Below are 17,328 nucleotides of genomic sequence, written 5' to 3'. Positions count from 1 at the left end.
AAAAGAAAAAATATTGAAGTAATTCTTTCCTATTAAATATCTGTTTCCAGATATGGAATATTCCGTAATATTATACGCTAATGGTCTGGAAAAGACAATATGAAAGTTTACCAAGGTTTGAGTGAATTGCAGTTGAAAATTCAGCTATTTCAAGATATAATAAAAAAAGTAATTTTTATCAAGAGGAGAAGAAAAATGGCAGAATATAAACTTCTGAAAACAGAGGGGCGTGCCAAACGTGCGGAGTTTCATACAGTGCATGGTACGATCCAGACTCCTGTTTTTATGAATGTGGGAACGATTGGTGCGATTAAAGGCGCTGTATCCACCATGGATTTACAGCAGATCGGAACACAGGTAGAATTATCAAATACTTATCATCTTCATGTGCGTCCGGGTGATAAAATAGTAAAGCAGTTAGGCGGCCTTCATAAATTTATGGTATGGGACAAACCAATCCTTACAGACTCAGGCGGATTCCAGGTATTTTCCCTTGCAAAGCTGAGAAAGATCAAAGAAGAGGGAGTTTATTTTAATTCCCATATTGACGGGCATAAGATCTTTATGGGTCCGGAAGAGAGTATGCAGATCCAGTCCAATCTTGCTTCCACCATTGCCATGGCATTTGATGAATGTCCAAGCAGTGTGGCTGACAGGGATTATGTGCAGAAATCTGTAGACAGGACCACAAGATGGCTTGCCCGCTGTAAAGCGGAAATGGCGAGACTGAACAGTCTGCCGGATACCATTAACAAAGAACAGCTTCTGTTTGGAATCAACCAGGGTGCTGTTTATGAAGATATCCGTATTGAGCATGCCAAAGCAATCTCTGAAATGAATCTGGATGGCTATGCTGTCGGCGGTCTGGCAGTTGGAGAAACCCATGAAGAGATGTACAGGATCCTGGATGCGGTAGTTCCATATCTTCCTCAGAATAAACCTACTTACCTGATGGGCGTGGGAACACCGGCCAATATTCTGGAAGGTGTTGAACGTGGAATTGATTTCTTTGACTGCGTATATCCAAGCCGTAACGGTCGTCATGGACATGTATATACCAATCATGGAAAGATGAATCTGTTCAATGCAAAATATGAACTGGACACACGTCCTATCGAAGAAGGCTGTCAGTGTCCTGCATGCCAGCATTACAGCAGAGCCTATATCCGTCATCTTCTGAAAGCAAAGGAAATGCTGGGAATGCGTCTCTGTGTACTTCACAATCTGTATTTCTATAATCATATGATGGAAGAGATCCGAGATGCTCTTGATGCAGGAAACTTCGCAGAATATAAGAAAATGCGGCTGGAAGGCTTTGAAGAGGGCAAAATAAACTCGAAAAGATAATCTGTATATAAAATAATTATTAAATATGCCAAAAACTCTTGAAGTAAAGCGTTTTTTTGTGTATGATGTGTAGTGACGCTTTAATCAGATTGTTATGCATGAAAACAAGATTTCATACAGAAGGTAACGGAGATTATAAGTGGATCGCAAAGCAGCTCTTCAGTATGAGCAGCCGTCAGGACGGTCTGTGAATACATGATGGACTGCAAATATGCAGAATAACAGGAAAAGTTACAGGAGGAATCAAAATGAACGCATCAAGCGGAATGGGTATGGTTGGCGCTATTGTCTGGATGGTAGTACTGTTCGGAATTATGTACTTCTTAATGCTTCGCCCTCAGAAAAAAGAGCAGAAGAGACTTCAGGCAATGTTAAATGACATGGAAGTTGGCGACAGCATTGTTACTACCGGCGGCTTTTATGGAGTTGTCATTGACATGACAGAAGAAGATGTGATCGTAGAATTCGGTAACAACAAAAACTGCCGTATTCCAATGAGAAAACAGGCAATCGCTGAAGTTGAGAAAGCCGGAAGCACTGCCGAATAATGAAAGAGAAATGATAAAAAGCAGAACACATAGTCAGTGATGACTGTGGTTCTGCTTTTTTGATTGGCACTTTTGCATTTTTTCACTTTAATAGGTTGAAATCTGTCGGAAAGTGCGTTATTATAATAACAATTACGCAATTAGAGTATTTTTGGAGGAAATTATTATGGATTATAAGATTGCATTGATCCCCGGCGACGGAATCGGACCGGAAATCGTAAGAGAAGCAAAGAAAGTACTGGACAAGGTATGCGAGAAATATGGACACAGCTTTTCCTATTCAGAAGTTCTGTTAGGCGGTGCATCCATCGATGTACACGGCGTACCCCTTACTGATGAGGCAATTGCCACTGCCAAATCATCAGACGCCGTACTGATGGGCTCTATTGGCGGAGATGCAAAAACTTCTCCATGGTATAAGCTTGAGCCATCCAAACGCCCGGAAGCAGGACTTCTTGCAATCCGTAAGGCATTAAATCTTTTTGCAAACTTAAGACCGGCTTACCTTTACAATGAGCTGAGAAAAGCCTGCCCTCTCCGCGATGAGATCATCGGAGACGGATTTGACATGATCATTGTACGTGAGCTTACAGGCGGTCTGTATTTCGGAGAACGTCAGACTATTGAAGAGAATGGTGTGAAGAAAGCAATTGATACACTTTCCTATAATGAAAACGAAATCCGCCGTATTGCCATCAAAGCATTTGAGATCGCACGTAAGAGAAGAAATAAAGTGACAAGCGTAGATAAGGCAAATGTTCTGGATTCTTCCAGACTCTGGAGAAAAGTGGTAGAGGAAGTTGCCAAAGACTATCCAGATGTTACCTTAGAGCATATGCTAGTTGACAACTGCGCAATGCAGCTTGTACGTGATCCAAAACAGTTCGATGTTATCCTTACAGAGAACATGTTCGGAGATATCCTTTCAGACGAGGCAAGTATGGTAACAGGCTCCATCGGAATGCTTTCATCTGCAAGCTTAAATGAAACAAAATTCGGTCTCTATGAGCCAAGCCATGGTTCTGCACCTGATATTGCAGGACAGGATAAGGCAAACCCTATCGCAACCATCCTTTCCGCAGCAATGATGCTTCGTTTCTCCCTTGATATGGACAAGGAAGCAGATGCAGTGGAAGCAGCAGTGCAGAAAGTCCTGACAGAGGGATACCGCACAGGTGATATCATGTCAGAGGGATGCAAGCTTGTAGGAACAAAGGAAATGGGCGATCTGATCGCAGCAGCTCTGTAAGAATTGATATTAAGAGGATTCAGCCGGCGCAGGCAGATTACGGAGTCAGGAATTCCGGTTGAATCATTAAAAAATAAATAAAATAGTAAGAAAAGAGGAAATAAAACAATGAGAAGTGATGCAGTAAAAACAGGCACACAGCAGGCACCTCACCGTTCCCTGTTTAATGCTCTTGGAATGACAAAAGAGGAAATGGACAGACCTCTGGTAGGTATTGTAAGTTCTTACAATGAAATCGTACCGGGTCATATGAACCTTGACAAGATTACACAGGCAGTTAAGCTTGGTGTGGCAATGGCAGGCGGTACACCTGTTATGTTCCCGGCAATCGCAGTATGTGACGGTATTGCAATGGGACACGTTGGAATGAAATATTCTCTGGTTACCAGAGACCTGATCGCAGATTCCACAGAAGCAATGGCAATGGCACATCAGTTTGATGCACTGGTAATGATTCCAAACTGTGACAAGAACGTACCCGGACTTCTGATGGCAGCAGCCAGACTGAATGTTCCTACTGTATTTGTAAGCGGCGGCCCAATGCTTGCCGGACATCTGAACGGACACAAGACAAGTCTTTCCAGTATGTTCGAGGCAGTAGGTGCTTACGCAGCAGGGAAACTTGATGAGGACGGTCTGACAGAATGCGAAATGAAGACATGTCCTACATGCGGATCCTGTTCCGGTATGTATACAGCAAACTCCATGAACTGCCTGACAGAAGTTCTTGGTATGGGACTGAAAGGAAACGGAACCATCCCTGCTGTATATTCCGAACGTATCCGTCTTGCAAAACATGCAGGTATGCAGGTTATGGAAATGTACAGAAAGAACATCCGTCCAAGAGACATCATGACAAAAGAAGCAATCCTCAATGCCCTGACAGTAGACATGGCACTTGGATGCTCCACAAACAGTATGCTTCACCTTCCGGCTATTGCTCATGAGATCGGAATGGACTTTGATATCAGTTTTGCAAACGAGATCAGCGCAAAGACTCCAAACCTCTGTCACCTTGCACCTGCAGGCCCGACATACATGGAAGACCTGAACGAAGCTGGCGGTGTATATGCAGTTATGAACGAACTGAATAAGAAGGGACTTCTTCATACTGAGTGCATGACAGTTACAGGCAAGACAGTAGGCGAGAACATCAAAGATTGTGTAAACTTAAATCCTGAAGTTATCAGACCGATCGACAATCCATACAGCCAGACAGGCGGACTTGCAGTTCTTAAGGGTAACCTTGCACCGGACGGTGGTGTTGTAAAACGTTCTGCAGTTGTGGAAGAGATGATGGTCCATGAAGGACCTGCAAGAGTCTTTGACTGTGAAGAAGACGCAATCGCAGCTATCAAAGGCGGCAAGATCGTAGAGGGTGACGTAGTAGTTATCCGTTACGAAGGACCGAAAGGCGGCCCTGGCATGAGAGAGATGCTGAACCCTACATCTGCAATCGCAGGTATGGGACTGGGATCTTCCGTAGCCCTGATCACAGACGGACGTTTCAGCGGTGCATCCAGAGGAGCATCCATCGGACACGTATCACCGGAAGCAGCAGTTGGCGGGCCAATCGCACTTGTTGAAGAGGGCGATATCATCAGCATTAACATTCCGGAACTGAAACTGGAGATCAAGGTTTCTGATGAAGAAATGCAGGCAAGAAAAGCAAAATGGCAGCCTCGCAAGCCAAAGGTAACAACAGGATATCTTGCAAGATATGCTGCAATGGTAACCTCTGGAAACAGAGGAGCAATCCTTGAGGTACCAAAAGCAAAATAAAGATGAACAAGTACCCGGCGGGAATTACAGCATAACCTGTGATTCCTGCCTGAAAAGTTAGGAGGATACGTAAAGATGCAGCTTACAGGCGCTGAAATCATCGTTGAATGTTTAAAAGAACAGGGCGTTGACACTGTATTCGGATATCCGGGCGGTGCCATCCTGAATGTATATGACGCCCTCTATGAATATAAAGACCAGATCACACATGTACTGACCTCCCATGAGCAGGGAGCATCCCATGCAGCAGACGGATACGCAAGAGCAACCGGTAAAGTCGGTGTGTGTCTTGCAACTTCCGGCCCCGGAGCTACCAATTTGGTAACAGGAATCGCTACCGCATACATGGATTCCGTACCAATGGTGGCAATCACATGTAACGTGGGAACCCCGCTGCTCGGAAAGGATTCTTTCCAGGAGGTTGATATTACAGGAATTGTAATGCCTATCACAAAGCACAGCTTTATTGTAAAAGACATTACTACTTTGGCAGACACTGTCCGCAGAGCATTCTATATTGCAAAGAGTGGACGTCCCGGTCCTGTGCTTGTAGATGTGACCAAGGATGTGACAGGTGCGAAATATGAATATACTGCCTGCGCTCCTGCTGAGATCACACCGAAAACAGACACTATCAAAGACGAAGACATTGCAACTGCAGTACAGATGATCAAAGAAGCGAAGAGACCATTTATTTTTACAGGCGGCGGTACGATTATCTCAGAGGCATCCAGAGAAGTGACAGAACTTGCTCACAGAATCGACGCTCCTGTATGTGACAGTCTTATGGGTAAGGGAGGATTTTCAGGAGAAGATCCCCTGTACACAGGAATGCTTGGAATGCATGGAACCAAAACTTCCAATCTTGGTGTCTCAGGCTGCGATCTCCTGATCGTGCTGGGAGCCAGATTCAGTGACCGTGTCACAGGAAACACGAAGACCTTTGCAAAGAATGCGAAGATTCTCCAGATTGACGTAGATGCTGCAGAGATTAACAAGAACATCGTAGTAGATGCAAGTGTAGTAGGAGATGAGAAAGAAGTTCTCAAACGTATTCTGGCAGAGGTTCCGGAAATGAGACATCCGGAATGGACTGCACATATCAGTGAACTGAAGGAAAAATATCCGTTAAGATATGATCATTCCCAGCTTACAGGCCCATACATTATTGAGAAGCTGTACGAACTGACAAAAGGAGATGCCATTATCACAACAGAGGTTGGACAGAACCAGATGTGGGCAGCTCAGTATTTCAAATACAAAGAGCCAAGAACCTTCCTTTCTTCCGGTGGCCTGGGAACTATGGGATATGGTCTTGGAGCAGCCATCGGAGCCAAGATGGGAAGACCGGACAAGACTGTGGTAAATATCGCAGGTGACGGATGCTTCCGTATGAATATGAATGAGATTGCAACAGCAGTCCGCTGTGGCAGACCTTTAATTGAAATCGTATTGAACAATCATGTACTGGGAATGGTACGTCAGTGGCAGACCTTGTTCTATGACCACAGATATTCCCATACAATTTTAAATGATGCAGTAGATTTTGTGAAGCTGGCAGAAGCCATGGGAGCAAAAGCAATCCGTATCACAAAGATGGAAGAGGTAGAGCCTGCATTAAAAGAGGCTCTGGCATGTCCGGGACCTATCGTACTTGACTGTATGATCGATCAGGATCTCAGCGTATTCCCGATGGTACCGGCAGGCGCAAGCATTGATGATATTTTTGATGAGGAGGATATGAAAAAATGAGCAGAGTGTATAATTTTTCCGCAGGACCGGCTGTACTGCCGGAAGAGGTACTGAAAGAAGTAGCAGAGGAGATGATGGACTATCAGGGATCCGGTATGTCTGTAATGGAAATGAGTCACAGAAGTGCTGATTTCCAGAAGATCATTGACGAGGCAGAGCAGGACCTTCGTGATCTGATGAAGATTCCGGATAACTATAAAGTATTATTCCTTCAGGGCGGAGCTTCCCAGCAGTTCGCAGCAATCCCTATGAACCTTATGAAGAACAAGGTAGCTGATTACATTGTAACAGGACAGTGGGCAAAGAAAGCATACCAGGAAGCACAGAAATATGGAAAAGCAAACAAGATCGCTTCTTCTGAGGATAAGACTTTCTCCTATATTCCTGACTGCAGCGACCTTCCGATCAGCCCGGATGCAGACTATGTATACATTTGTGAAAACAACACAATCTACGGAACAAAATTCAAGAAGCTTCCGAATACAAAAGGAAAAACTCTGGTAGCAGATGTTTCTTCCTGTTTCTTATCTGAGCCGGTTGATGTATCCAAATATGGAATCATCTACGGCGGTGTTCAGAAGAACATTGGACCTGCGGGTATGGTAATCTCTATTATCAGAGAAGACCTGATCACAGACGATGTTCTGGAAGGCACCCCAACTATGCTGAAATTTAAAACACAGGCTGATGCCGGTTCTCTTTACAACACACCGAACTGCTACTGCATCTATGTATGCGGTAAGGTCTTCAAATGGCTGAAGAAAATGGGCGGCCTGGAAGAAATGCAGAGACGTAACATTGAGAAAGCGAAAATCCTCTATGATTTCCTTGATCAGAGCAAGCTTTTCAAAGGAACTGTTGTACCGGAAGACCGTTCTCTCATGAATGTACCATTCGTAACAGGTGACAAGGACATGGATGCCAAATTTGTAAAAGAAGCAAAAGAGGCAGGACTTGTAAACTTAAAAGGACACCGTACAGTGGGCGGTATGCGTGCAAGTATCTACAACGCTATGCCAAAAGAAGGCGTAGAAGCACTGGTTGCTTTCATGAAGAAATTTGAGGAGGAGAATGCGTAATGTTTCAGTATCATTGCCTGAATCCCATCGCAGAAAAAGGTCTGGGATTATTTGATGAAGACTATAAGAAAACAGAAGAACTGGAAGGAACCGATGCCATCCTTGTAAGAAGTGCAAAGATGCATGATATGGAACTTCCGGAGAGCGTAAAAGTAATCGCACGTGCAGGTGCAGGTGTCAATAACATTCCTGTCAAAGACTGCGCAGAGAAAGGTATCGTAGTATTTAACACACCGGGTGCCAATGCAAACGGTGTTAAGGAACTTGTTCTTGCAGGTATGCTCCTTGCATCCCGTGATATCGTTGGCGGTATCGAGTGGGTTGCCAAAGAGAAAGACCAGGAAGACATCGATAAACTCGCTGAGAAACAGAAAAAACAGTTCGCAGGATGCGAGATCATGGGCAAGAAACTGGGTATCATCGGTCTTGGTGCCATCGGAGCAATGGTGGCAAACGCTGCTTCCGCACTTGGAATGGAAGTATACGGATATGACCCATACATCTCCATTGATGCTGCATGGAATCTTTCCCGCACCATCAAACATATCAAGAGCCTGGATGAGATTTATTCCCAGTGTGATTACATCACCATCCATGTACCTCTTCTTGACAGCACAAAAGAGATGATCAACAAAGAAGCATTAGACAAGATGAAAGACGGCGTAGTACTTCTGAACTTTGCCCGGGATCTTCTGGTTGATGAGGATGCTCTGATCGAAGCATTAGACAGCGGAAAAGTAAAGAAATATGTGACAGACTTTGCAAACCATACAGTAGCAGGGCATAAGGGAATCCTGGTAACTCCACATCTTGGAGCTTCCACAGAGGAATCCGAAGAGAACTGTGCTGTAATGGCAGTAAAAGAAGTAAGAGATTTCCTTGAGAACGGAAATATCAAGAACTCTGTAAACTTCCCCAACTGTGATATGGGAACCTGCGTAGCAGTAGGACGTATTGCCATCTGCCACAAAAACATCCCGAACATGATCAGCCAGTTCACCAAGATCCTTGGTGCAGAAGGCCTGAACATCGCAGATATGACAAACAAGAGCAAAGGCGAATACGCATATACTCTCATCGATCTGGAAAGCGTAGCATCCAGAGAAGCACTGGATGAGCTGAAAGCAATTGAAGGTGTTTCCAGAGTTCGTGTGGTAAAATAATAGTCAGACCATATTATTAACAAGATAAAAAATCTCCTGCTTTAATTACATGATTGTAATGAGCAGGAGATTTTTTACATTGAAACCGCCGTGTACTGAATGGTACGCATGGTGGTAGTGTGCCATGCTTGTTTGGTTTATTTATCGTTTGCTGCCTATCCATCGGCAGATATAATGTGCAACTATATCTCCGGCGAGAATAGCAAAGAAGAGAGCAACATATTTCATCATGGATTCACCTCTTTCTGATTAAGATCACAGATAGTTACTGTTCACTCCGTTCACAGTAACTTAGCCAAAATTCATTCCAGATTGCCTGCGGCAATGGAATTTTGGCATATTCATGCCAAAACACCTCGCGGGATAGTGGTGTGTGAACAGTAACCACAGATACATTATATCATACATCAGACAAAAAAAGAGATTGACTTTTTACGGGAAGTAGAATATTATAAATACAGCTAAGAAAAGTGATTATATTTGTCATAGGCAAAGCAAAAACCCCAGGAGTGTGCGAGACTCCTGGGGCTTTTTGTTCCGTTTATGTAAGGTGGCTTATACCTTTAGGCTGTTACTGCCTGTCGTTCCTGTCCAACCATTTGCAAACGAAGTAGCTAACAACATTTGCCGTAACAGAAACAAGAAAAGCGATTATAAAATCTGTCATAGGACTTCACCTCCTTTCTGCTGGAGGTTCGGCAGCTTTTAAATTATATCACAGCTTAGAACAAAACGGAACTCAGTATGTCACTTTTTCTTTATTTCTCAAAAAGTGCCCCTCTGAAATGTTGCAGATAGCTCCCAATCCTGTGATATGGGAACCTGCGTAGCAGTAGGACGTATTGCCATCTGCCACAAAAATATCCCGAACATGATCAGCCAGTTCACCAAGATCCTTGGTGCAGAAGGCCTGAACATCGCAGATATGACAAACAAGAGCAAAGGTGAATACGCATATACTCTCATCGATCTGGAAAGCGCAGCTTCTAAAGAAGCACTGGATGAGCTGAAAGCAATTGAAGGTGTTTCCAGAGTTCGTGTGGTAAAATAAGAAACATTGATCTGAAAAAGCAATAAAAAATCTCCTGTGATTCTGGTTGCAATCACAGGAGATTTTTTATTATTTTACTATAGACTATTTTTTGACTTTGAATTTTTTTATATCGGAATATGGACTGTAAACTCTGGATTTATTCTTGGAGGTCTTATTCCAGGAACGTACTGTCACATACCAGGTGCCTTTCTTTACATTTGTAAAGGTTACAGTTACGGTATTTTTGCCTTCTGTACGTTTCACATATTTCTTAACCGGATATTTCTCACCTGCGGAGGTCTTGTATTTGTTTCCGAGCAGGATTTCATAACCTGTGGTGTTTTTGCATTTTGTGTAAGTAACAGTCACAGTGTTTTCTTTTACAGTAATATCTTTGATCTTTGGCTGCTGTGGTGTGACAACAGTGATCTTGATCTTCTTGATCTTTGTCCAGGAACCATAGACCTTATTGCCCTGTGCATCCAGAACCCAGCTTCGGGCTGCCACATACCAGGTACCCTTTGCCAGATATCTGAAAGATGCCTGTGGCTTGCCTGTTGAGGAAACTGTCTTGCTGAACTTTCCTGTCTGGAGCATATTTGATTTCTTACTGATCACGAAGTCATAACCCTGAGCACCTACACATCCTTTGGAAAGTTTGACAGTTAATTTGTTTCTGTCAATGGAATGGCTGGAAATCTTTGCGTTGGCAGGACGCAGGTATGTGCCGTTTTCATCTGTGATACTTCCGTCTGTATGAATGACTCTGCCATTGAGAGATTCTGTACCAAATGCTATGAAATAATCCTGTCCTTTGGAAAGGGTAAAGTCAGCATATGGAATACTGCGCTCAAATGCACCGCCTACAGTTACAGTCTGGATACACTGCAGAACCCCATTCTCAACATCATACCAGAACAGATTTGCCATAAGTCCTGCACAGGAAGCATCTGTCTTTACGGAAAGCACAGACGGGAAATCGAAAGCTCCGCTTTTTTCGAGATGGAAACCGAAATCATTCTGGTTTGTGGAGATCAGGCTGTATAACGCTGCCGGGATATATTCTGCTGTGTTTGTAACAGAAAGATCGGTATCCGCAGGTGTTTCTGATGTAATGGAAGTACCGTTGATTTTCCAGATGAAACCATTTTCCATATCAAGGCTCAGGGAAATATCTTTGCCTTTTATCTCGGATAAGACAGAGGCAGGAAGTACCTTGGCACCATTTAGGGTAATGGAAATGGTATCTTTTTCTTTGGAAACCTTAATCAGATCATTGACAGCATCCCAGCCTTTCTTCTGGAAACTTCCCTCAATATAAGGTTCCCCGTCACCAAGTTTTCCGAGGGTTTTTGTATCCTGATGTTTGCACCGCTTACAGGTGTAAGTTATGATTCCGTCAGTTTCTGCAGTAGGTTCTGTAGTGATAACACCGTTGTCATAGTCATGGCCATATGCGGAAATGGTGTATCCGGAAGATACTAATACACCACAGTCTGTGCAGTAGGTATCTCCACTGTATCCACTGGAAGTACAGGATGGAGAGGAGTAGTAACGTCCTGCTGTGTGTTTGTGTTCACATTTACTTCTGATAATTGTGTAATCAACAGTTTCTCTTTCATAATTGCCTTTGCCTGCATCAGAACCGGTATAAACTGCGGTAGCGGGATTGTCTCCGACATTTAGATCTTTAGTTTTATCTGAATCTTGCCATTCCCAGTTTTTAGGAAGAGGATTAGTAGCAATCTCATTTACTTTCTTACAGGACCACGGAACGGATATTTTGGCTGTAGATGGATAGCCTGGTGCTTCAGAAGCTGGATTGATAGTTGCCTGTATCGGACCATATATCTTTGTAGCATAATTATCTTTGCTGATTTTTATCCATACGTTTGTTTTTTTGGCATCTGCTACTGTTTTTACGTTTGGACAGGTTGAACTCCAAATAGTAGTTTCGTTTGGACTTTCTGTTGAATATTTCACATTACTGCCAGTTGGAAAGATGCCCGTGATAATTGGGTGTTCATCTCCATCATATGTTCCATTATATGCTGTAATTTTAATGGAATCTTCATCAAAGGTTGCCGGCTTAATCGTGAAAGTCCAAGACTTATCCGCTGTAAAACTTTTTCCTGCTATATTTGCCTTTACAGTATAAGTTCCTACATCGACAGCTCCATTTGTTTGCGGGTTATTATCACCATTTTTGTAATAGGACAGGGTAATGTTTCCTATATTTTGAATATCGCATTGTAAAGAAGCTGTTTTTTCTGTTCCGTCATATGTTAAATTAGATGGCTCAGTAAATATAAAGTTCTGTTTTCCGAGGGTTTTTGTATCCTGATGGTTGCAACGCTTACAGGTGTAAGTTATGATTCCATCAGTTTCGGCAGTTGGTTCTGTAGTGATAACACCGTTGTCATAGTCATGTTCATATGCGGGAATGATATGACCATGGGAAATTGTTTCATTACAGTCTGTGCAGTAGGTATCTCCACTGTAGCCGCTGGAAGTACAGGATGGAGAGGAGTAGTAACGTTCTGCGGTGTGTTTGTGTTCACATTTACTTCTGATAATTGTGTAAGTAACAGTTTCTCTTTCATAATTGCCTTTGTCTTTACCAGTGTAAACTGCGGTAACAGAATTGTTTCCAACCTGTAAATTTTTAGCTGCATCATCTGTCTGCCACGCCCAGTTTGCAGGAAGAGGACTAGGAGCAATCTCATTTACTTTCTTACAGGACCACGGAACGGGTATTTTGGTATTTGATGGTGATGGATAATTTGGTGTTTGGGTTGCTCGATTGATGATTGCTTTATATTCTTGTGAAGTCCAGGTAGCATAATTGGGATTGGAGATCCGTATAAAAATTTTGGTATTTTCTGCGTCGGTTACCGTTTTTACAGCAGGAATATCGTCGTCAGAATTCAAAGTTTTCCATGTTTGTTTATTATCAACACTGTATTCAATAGTACTATTTTGGGGAATTGTATTTTTGTTAATATTGATAATTGGATGAGATTTTCCATCATAATCATCTGCGTGGTTAGTGATTGTAGGGGTAAGTGTTCCTGGGTTAATATTAAATTTCCAGTTGCCACTTGTAATATCAGAAGCTGCTTTATAAAAATTGCCTTCTTTTACATCAATCTTTACAATATAAGTCCCAACATCTTTAGGCTCGGTTATCTCGGTTGTTGGATCATTTTCTTTGAAATATTTTACAGTGAAGTCTCCTACGCCTTTAATGTTGTTCTTCGTAGTGATGTTAGGAGAGTGTGTGTTTCCATCATAAATAAACTCAGAACCGTTAAATTCAAAAATCGCACTGGTAACAGTACGTTTGGTGTTATTAAATTCATTTGAGTTTGAATTAAAAATATAACTTCTTCGTTCTGTTCCAACAGTTACAATATGATCTTCGCCAGTCAGCCATGCATACAGCTTTTTATCATTAGAGTCAACAGCTTTATGATTAAATGGACTCCAATGAGTATTGTCTATAGTTATTGGATCGTTTCCTTCATTAGGAATGGTGCAGAGATATACATTAGGACTGTTGGGGTCGTAGTTACCAGAGCTATCCAAATTCTGGTGAGGAATGCAACCAATTTTTGCATTTACAGAACCGCCACTAATGGTAATGTTACTGCAAAGGCCTCTATTGTCCATGTCGCAAAAGCCGCTGCCAATGCCAGCGCCACGAGAAGAACTGGCATTTACAGAACCGCCACTAATGGTAATATTGCTACAAGAGCCGGTGCGATTAAGGGCATAGCCACTGCCAATGCCGGCGCCGTAATAAGAACTGGCATTTACAGAACCATCACTAATGGTAATGTTACTACAAGAGCTGCTGACCATTTCAGGGCCAAAGCCAGGACCACTGCCAATGCCGGCGCCGGAATAAGAACTGGCATTTACAGAACCACCATTAATGGTAATGTTACTGCAAGAGACATTTACGCCATTATAATCTTTGACCATGCCGCCGCCAATGCCGGCGCCGGAATAAGAACTGGCATTTATAGAACCACCACTAATGGTAATGTTACTGCAAGAGCCATTTACGCCACCGCCAATGCCAGCCCCGTAAGCATACTGAGTAGAATTTTGGGCAGTTAATATTCCTGGAGTGCCTGAAGAATTATCTATTGTAAGGTTAGCTATATTGTCTTTCTGTAAGCCTGCGGAATTCATGTTCGTTGTTATAAGGTTATTTTCGTTTTCTAAATATATGCAGACTTGAGCTTGGACAGTAGATGTGATTTGCAATGCTGGTCCAGAAGCTGTCTCAATGTTTACATTATTCAGATAAATATTAACTGTTCCTGAAGTAATACTCTCAATTATGATGGGAATACTGGTAGTAGCTCCAGTACCGTTAAATTTGTACGAACCAGCAGAGGTTATTTTCCATTTGTGCTCGTTCTTATCATAGAGATCGCTACTGTTAATATCGTTTATATTAATCTCTTTTATAGGTTCCGTTCCATCTGCAGTAGCCGACATAATATTTACTTCACTGCTAAATTCGGGTACGTTCTCCGAACTGAACACAGATAATTCTTCTTCTGTTTCTTCTAGTACTTCCTGATTATCATCGGAAAAGATTTCAGGAGTTTCTTCAGTTACCTCTTCCAGATTTCCGGAAGTAAATTCCCCCGCAAATATAGTCTGGGGGGGGGGGCATGTTTGTGGAACATAGTGCAAGTGCCATAATCCCGGCTAATAATTTCTTTCTCATAAAGATCGCCTCCCTGTTATAAAATATATGTTTATAGGGATATTATACATCATGGAATGAAATTATATAATGCCCGTTAGAAGGCAAAAAAGTGCCTTTTTGCTATTATTTATTTACAAACGGTCTCAATTCTTCACGTTTTTCTATATCCAACATATGGAAAATGCGGGAAAGATAATGTTTGATCGTATTGGGGGACAGAGACAGTTGTTTTGCGATTTCCTGATTGGTCCAGCCTTTGCTTGCGAGCATGGCTATGGAGTATTCCATAGGCGTCAGTTTATCTGTAACAGAAGACTGAAGCTGTGGGTTATGAATAGCCATCCAACCACGACTGAAGGCAATAACTGCCTGGGAAAGCTGTCTGTAACTCTCCGGTTCTGCAGGCTTGATGCAGGCTTCAATCTGTCCAAGCATTAACCCATGATGTTCGATAAACGGTTCCAGAAATCCATCCGGTTTTGCCATGTTCCATGCTGTCATCAGAGTTTCTCTGGCCTCGTCCTGCTGCTTCAGGTTGATCAGACACATAATGATCACGCAGTAGAGATATTCCATGGCAACAGGATAGCAGCCGTCAAGCATCAGAAAGACAGACTGGCATAATCCCAGTGCCCGTTTATATTCTTTGTGAAGATAAGCGTTATGAGCGAGGACATAAACTGCATAAGCGCGAAGCCCTGAAGGTAAGGAGGGCAGAAAATCCTGAAGAGAAGGAAGTCCGTCTGTGGGAAGATGCATCAGTACCATGGCCAGATAGTTGGCAAAAACACAGGAAGCCATGATTCCTTTTGATGCAGAACTGTCTTTTGAGAGAAGAAGACATTCCTGAATATTTCTGAATCCCATTCTGGAGGCAGATGGATTTCCCAGAGTAAGATTGGAAAAAGAATATAAAAGTGCTGCGGACAGGCGCAGACAGAGATCCTTGTCCTGGAGGTAAAGTTCCGCAATATTTCTGCATTCTTCTGCACGTCCCGAGAAATAATATAATTCAGCCTGTGCAATCTGCCGTTGATCCGGATCCTGAAAATTGTCCACAGTAGCCTGTGCCTGTCCGGGAGTAAAAGAACTGTTCATCAAGGGCATAAGACGGGAAAGAGCAGAATCCTGAAAATTATCTGATGAATTCATTATAAAAACACATCCTTATATAATAGTAACAAACCGGAACCGGTATCAGCATAAACAGTCCGGTGTAAATGTGAGAACTAAAAGGAAGCCCTGTCTGGCAGTGCAGCGGGCTTCATTATTATTGTCTGTTAAGGAAATAAAATTAACATCCTCTTGACTTCATAAAGTCAAGAACCTCTTCTTTGGTGGACATAACGCGAAGAGCACCCTTGCGTGTGGTGATCAGAGAAGCTGCCGCATTTGCGAATGTGAGCAGTTCTTTTAAGTTCTCTTCTGTCAGATTGTCCAGGCCATGTTCCAGAACATAGTTTAAGGAACTTGCGCAGAAGGTATCGCCTGCACCTGTTGTCTCGATAGTCTTTTCCTGAAGGAAAGGAGCAGCTTCCACTTTCATGTCTTTGTAGTAAGCGCGGCTTCCGTCTTTTCCAAGTGTGATAAGGATAAGCGGAATGTTGTATTTCTCTTTCAGAAGTGCGGCACCTTTGTCATAGTCTGTAGTTCCGAACAGGAATTCAACTTCGTTATCTGAGATTTTCAGAATATCGCATTTGCCAAGGCCGTATTCGATTTCTGCCTTTGCGTCATCCAGAGATTTCCATAATGGCGGACGAAGGTTCGGGTCGAAGCTGACGATACATCCGGCTTCTTTTGCAACGTCGATGGCATAGCGGGTTGCCTCGCGTACTCCCTCGTGAGTGGAAGAAAGAGTTCCGAAGTGGAAGATTCTGGAATCTCTGATCAGGTCTTCCTGGATTTCATCTTTGGTGAGCATCATATCTGCACCCGGGTTACGGTAGAAGGAGAAATCTCTGTCTCCGTCAGGATAGGTGTGTACGAAGGCAAGTGTTGTATGTACGACCTTGTCGATCACAAGGTTGCGGGTGTCGATCCCTACTTCCTCTACGGCATTCTTAAGCTGAGTTCCGAACATGTCGTTTCCCACTTTTCCGATGAATGCAGTTTTTTTGCCAAGCTTCTCAAGCATTGCAAGCACATTGCATGGAGCACCGCCCGGATTGGCTTCCAGCATAGGATTTCCCTGTGCGCTGCTGCCGTTTTCAGTAAAGTCAATCAATAATTCGCCTAATGCGGTTACGTCAAAGGCTTTGTTTCCCATTTTGTATCCTCCTTGTTGTGATGGAAAGAAGCATAGTATCCGGAACAAGATTCCTTCCATGATTAATAACATAAATTTAGCGCAGGAAAGGGAATTTGTCAAACAATTTTCTTTATTTTTTTGTGTAAAGATGCTAAAATAAACATAACTTGATTTGTTATTGTTTACAGGTGACGTTTAATGTACCATAAATACGCTGCCAGTAAGAGTAACCGATCATCATATTTCTGACAATCGGGGAGGTAACGCAGCTATGGACCCGTCTTTAGGATTTAGCACTATCATTTTTTGCAGTACCAAAAATTCGACCACTACTCAAACCAGCATATTTGCTGGCTTTTTTTCTTTTTAAAAAACTTGACAAAATATTTTTTACC

General features: G+C 42.8%; 10 protein-coding genes and 1 pseudogene. 8 read left to right on the top strand and 3 right to left on the bottom strand.

Going from position 1 to position 17,328, the window contains the following annotated elements:
* Positions 1–195 precede the first annotated feature (195 nt).
* The 8 genes and pseudogenes from tgt to KQI87_RS04125 all read left to right on the top strand — a co-directional run.
* Positions 196–1,347 (top strand): tRNA guanosine(34) transglycosylase Tgt, encoded by a 1,152-nt coding sequence (tgt, locus tag KQI87_RS04160; protein ID WP_118410588.1) that lies wholly within the window; start codon positions 196–198, stop codon positions 1,345–1,347.
* A gap of 248 nt (positions 1,348–1,595) precedes the next feature.
* The gene (gene yajC, locus KQI87_RS04155; protein ID WP_216459007.1) at positions 1,596–1,895 is read left to right on the top strand and encodes a preprotein translocase subunit YajC; all 300 of its coding nucleotides are present in this window, start codon (positions 1,596–1,598) and stop codon (positions 1,893–1,895) included.
* A 166-nt stretch (positions 1,896–2,061) separates the two neighbouring features.
* Complete coding sequence (gene leuB / locus KQI87_RS04150) at positions 2,062–3,144, top strand: 3-isopropylmalate dehydrogenase (protein WP_008703487.1); 1,083 nt, start codon at positions 2,062–2,064, stop codon at positions 3,142–3,144.
* Positions 3,145–3,252: 108 nt separating this feature from the next.
* Positions 3,253–4,926, top strand: coding sequence for a dihydroxy-acid dehydratase (gene ilvD / locus KQI87_RS04145; protein WP_118410586.1), 1,674 nt, complete (start codon positions 3,253–3,255; stop codon positions 4,924–4,926).
* Positions 4,927–5,001: 75 nt separating this feature from the next.
* The gene (ilvB, locus tag KQI87_RS04140) at positions 5,002–6,678 is read left to right on the top strand and encodes a biosynthetic-type acetolactate synthase large subunit (RefSeq protein WP_055053869.1); all 1,677 of its coding nucleotides are present in this window, start codon (positions 5,002–5,004) and stop codon (positions 6,676–6,678) included.
* The gene (gene serC / locus KQI87_RS04135) at positions 6,675–7,757 is read left to right on the top strand and encodes a 3-phosphoserine/phosphohydroxythreonine transaminase (protein WP_055058074.1); all 1,083 of its coding nucleotides are present in this window, start codon (positions 6,675–6,677) and stop codon (positions 7,755–7,757) included. The genes ilvB and serC overlap by 4 nt, the downstream gene beginning before the upstream one ends.
* On the top strand, positions 7,757–8,920 hold the full coding sequence (locus KQI87_RS04130) for a phosphoglycerate dehydrogenase (RefSeq protein ID WP_216459006.1): 1,164 nt from the start codon (positions 7,757–7,759) through the stop codon (positions 8,918–8,920). Before serC ends, KQI87_RS04130 begins: the two co-directional genes overlap by 1 nt.
* Positions 8,921–9,725: 805 nt before the next feature.
* Positions 9,726–9,971, top strand: a pseudogene (locus KQI87_RS04125) (phosphoglycerate dehydrogenase); the annotation flags it as partial.
* An 84-nt stretch (positions 9,972–10,055) separates the two neighbouring features.
* Here the strand turns inward: KQI87_RS04125 and KQI87_RS16515 are convergent.
* From KQI87_RS16515 to KQI87_RS04110, 3 genes are all read right to left on the bottom strand, one after another.
* Positions 10,056–14,666, bottom strand: coding sequence for an MBG domain-containing protein (locus KQI87_RS16515; RefSeq protein WP_253292364.1), 4,611 nt, complete (start codon positions 14,664–14,666; stop codon positions 10,056–10,058).
* Between the two features lie 139 nt (positions 14,667–14,805).
* Entirely contained in the window at positions 14,806–15,834 is a 1,029-nt protein-coding gene (locus tag KQI87_RS04115; RefSeq protein ID WP_216459005.1) for a helix-turn-helix domain-containing protein, read from the bottom strand.
* 142 nt (positions 15,835–15,976) lie between these two features.
* Positions 15,977–16,951 carry a carbohydrate kinase family protein gene (locus KQI87_RS04110; RefSeq protein ID WP_216459004.1) on the bottom strand — a complete coding sequence of 325 codons (975 nt, stop codon included), beginning with the start codon at positions 16,949–16,951 and terminating at the stop codon, positions 15,977–15,979.
* Between the last annotated feature and the right edge of the window lie 377 nt (positions 16,952–17,328).

The sequence above is a fragment of the Blautia sp. MSJ-9 genome (genome assembly GCF_018919065.1).
Taxonomy (GTDB): Bacteria; Bacillota; Clostridia; order Lachnospirales; family Lachnospiraceae; genus Blautia_A.
This window is presented reverse-complemented; position numbering and strand designations above follow the sequence as displayed.

Excerpts from the sequence above, each read along its gene's own strand:
- tgt (WP_118410588.1), top strand. The coding sequence starts at position 196 with ATGGCAGAATATAAACTTCTGAAAACAGAGGGGCGTGCCAAACGTGCG.
- yajC (WP_216459007.1), top strand. The coding sequence starts at position 1,596 with ATGAACGCATCAAGCGGAATGGGTATGGTTGGCGCTATTGTCTGGATG.
- leuB (WP_008703487.1), top strand. The coding sequence starts at position 2,062 with ATGGATTATAAGATTGCATTGATCCCCGGCGACGGAATCGGACCGGAA.
- ilvD (WP_118410586.1), top strand. The coding sequence starts at position 3,253 with ATGAGAAGTGATGCAGTAAAAACAGGCACACAGCAGGCACCTCACCGT.
- ilvB (WP_055053869.1), top strand. The coding sequence starts at position 5,002 with ATGCAGCTTACAGGCGCTGAAATCATCGTTGAATGTTTAAAAGAACAG.
- serC (WP_055058074.1), top strand. The coding sequence starts at position 6,675 with ATGAGCAGAGTGTATAATTTTTCCGCAGGACCGGCTGTACTGCCGGAA.
- KQI87_RS04130 (WP_216459006.1), top strand. The coding sequence starts at position 7,757 with ATGTTTCAGTATCATTGCCTGAATCCCATCGCAGAAAAAGGTCTGGGA.
- KQI87_RS04115 (WP_216459005.1), bottom strand. The coding sequence starts at position 15,834 with ATGAATTCATCAGATAATTTTCAGGATTCTGCTCTTTCCCGTCTTATG.
- KQI87_RS04110 (WP_216459004.1), bottom strand. The coding sequence starts at position 16,951 with ATGGGAAACAAAGCCTTTGACGTAACCGCATTAGGCGAATTATTGATT.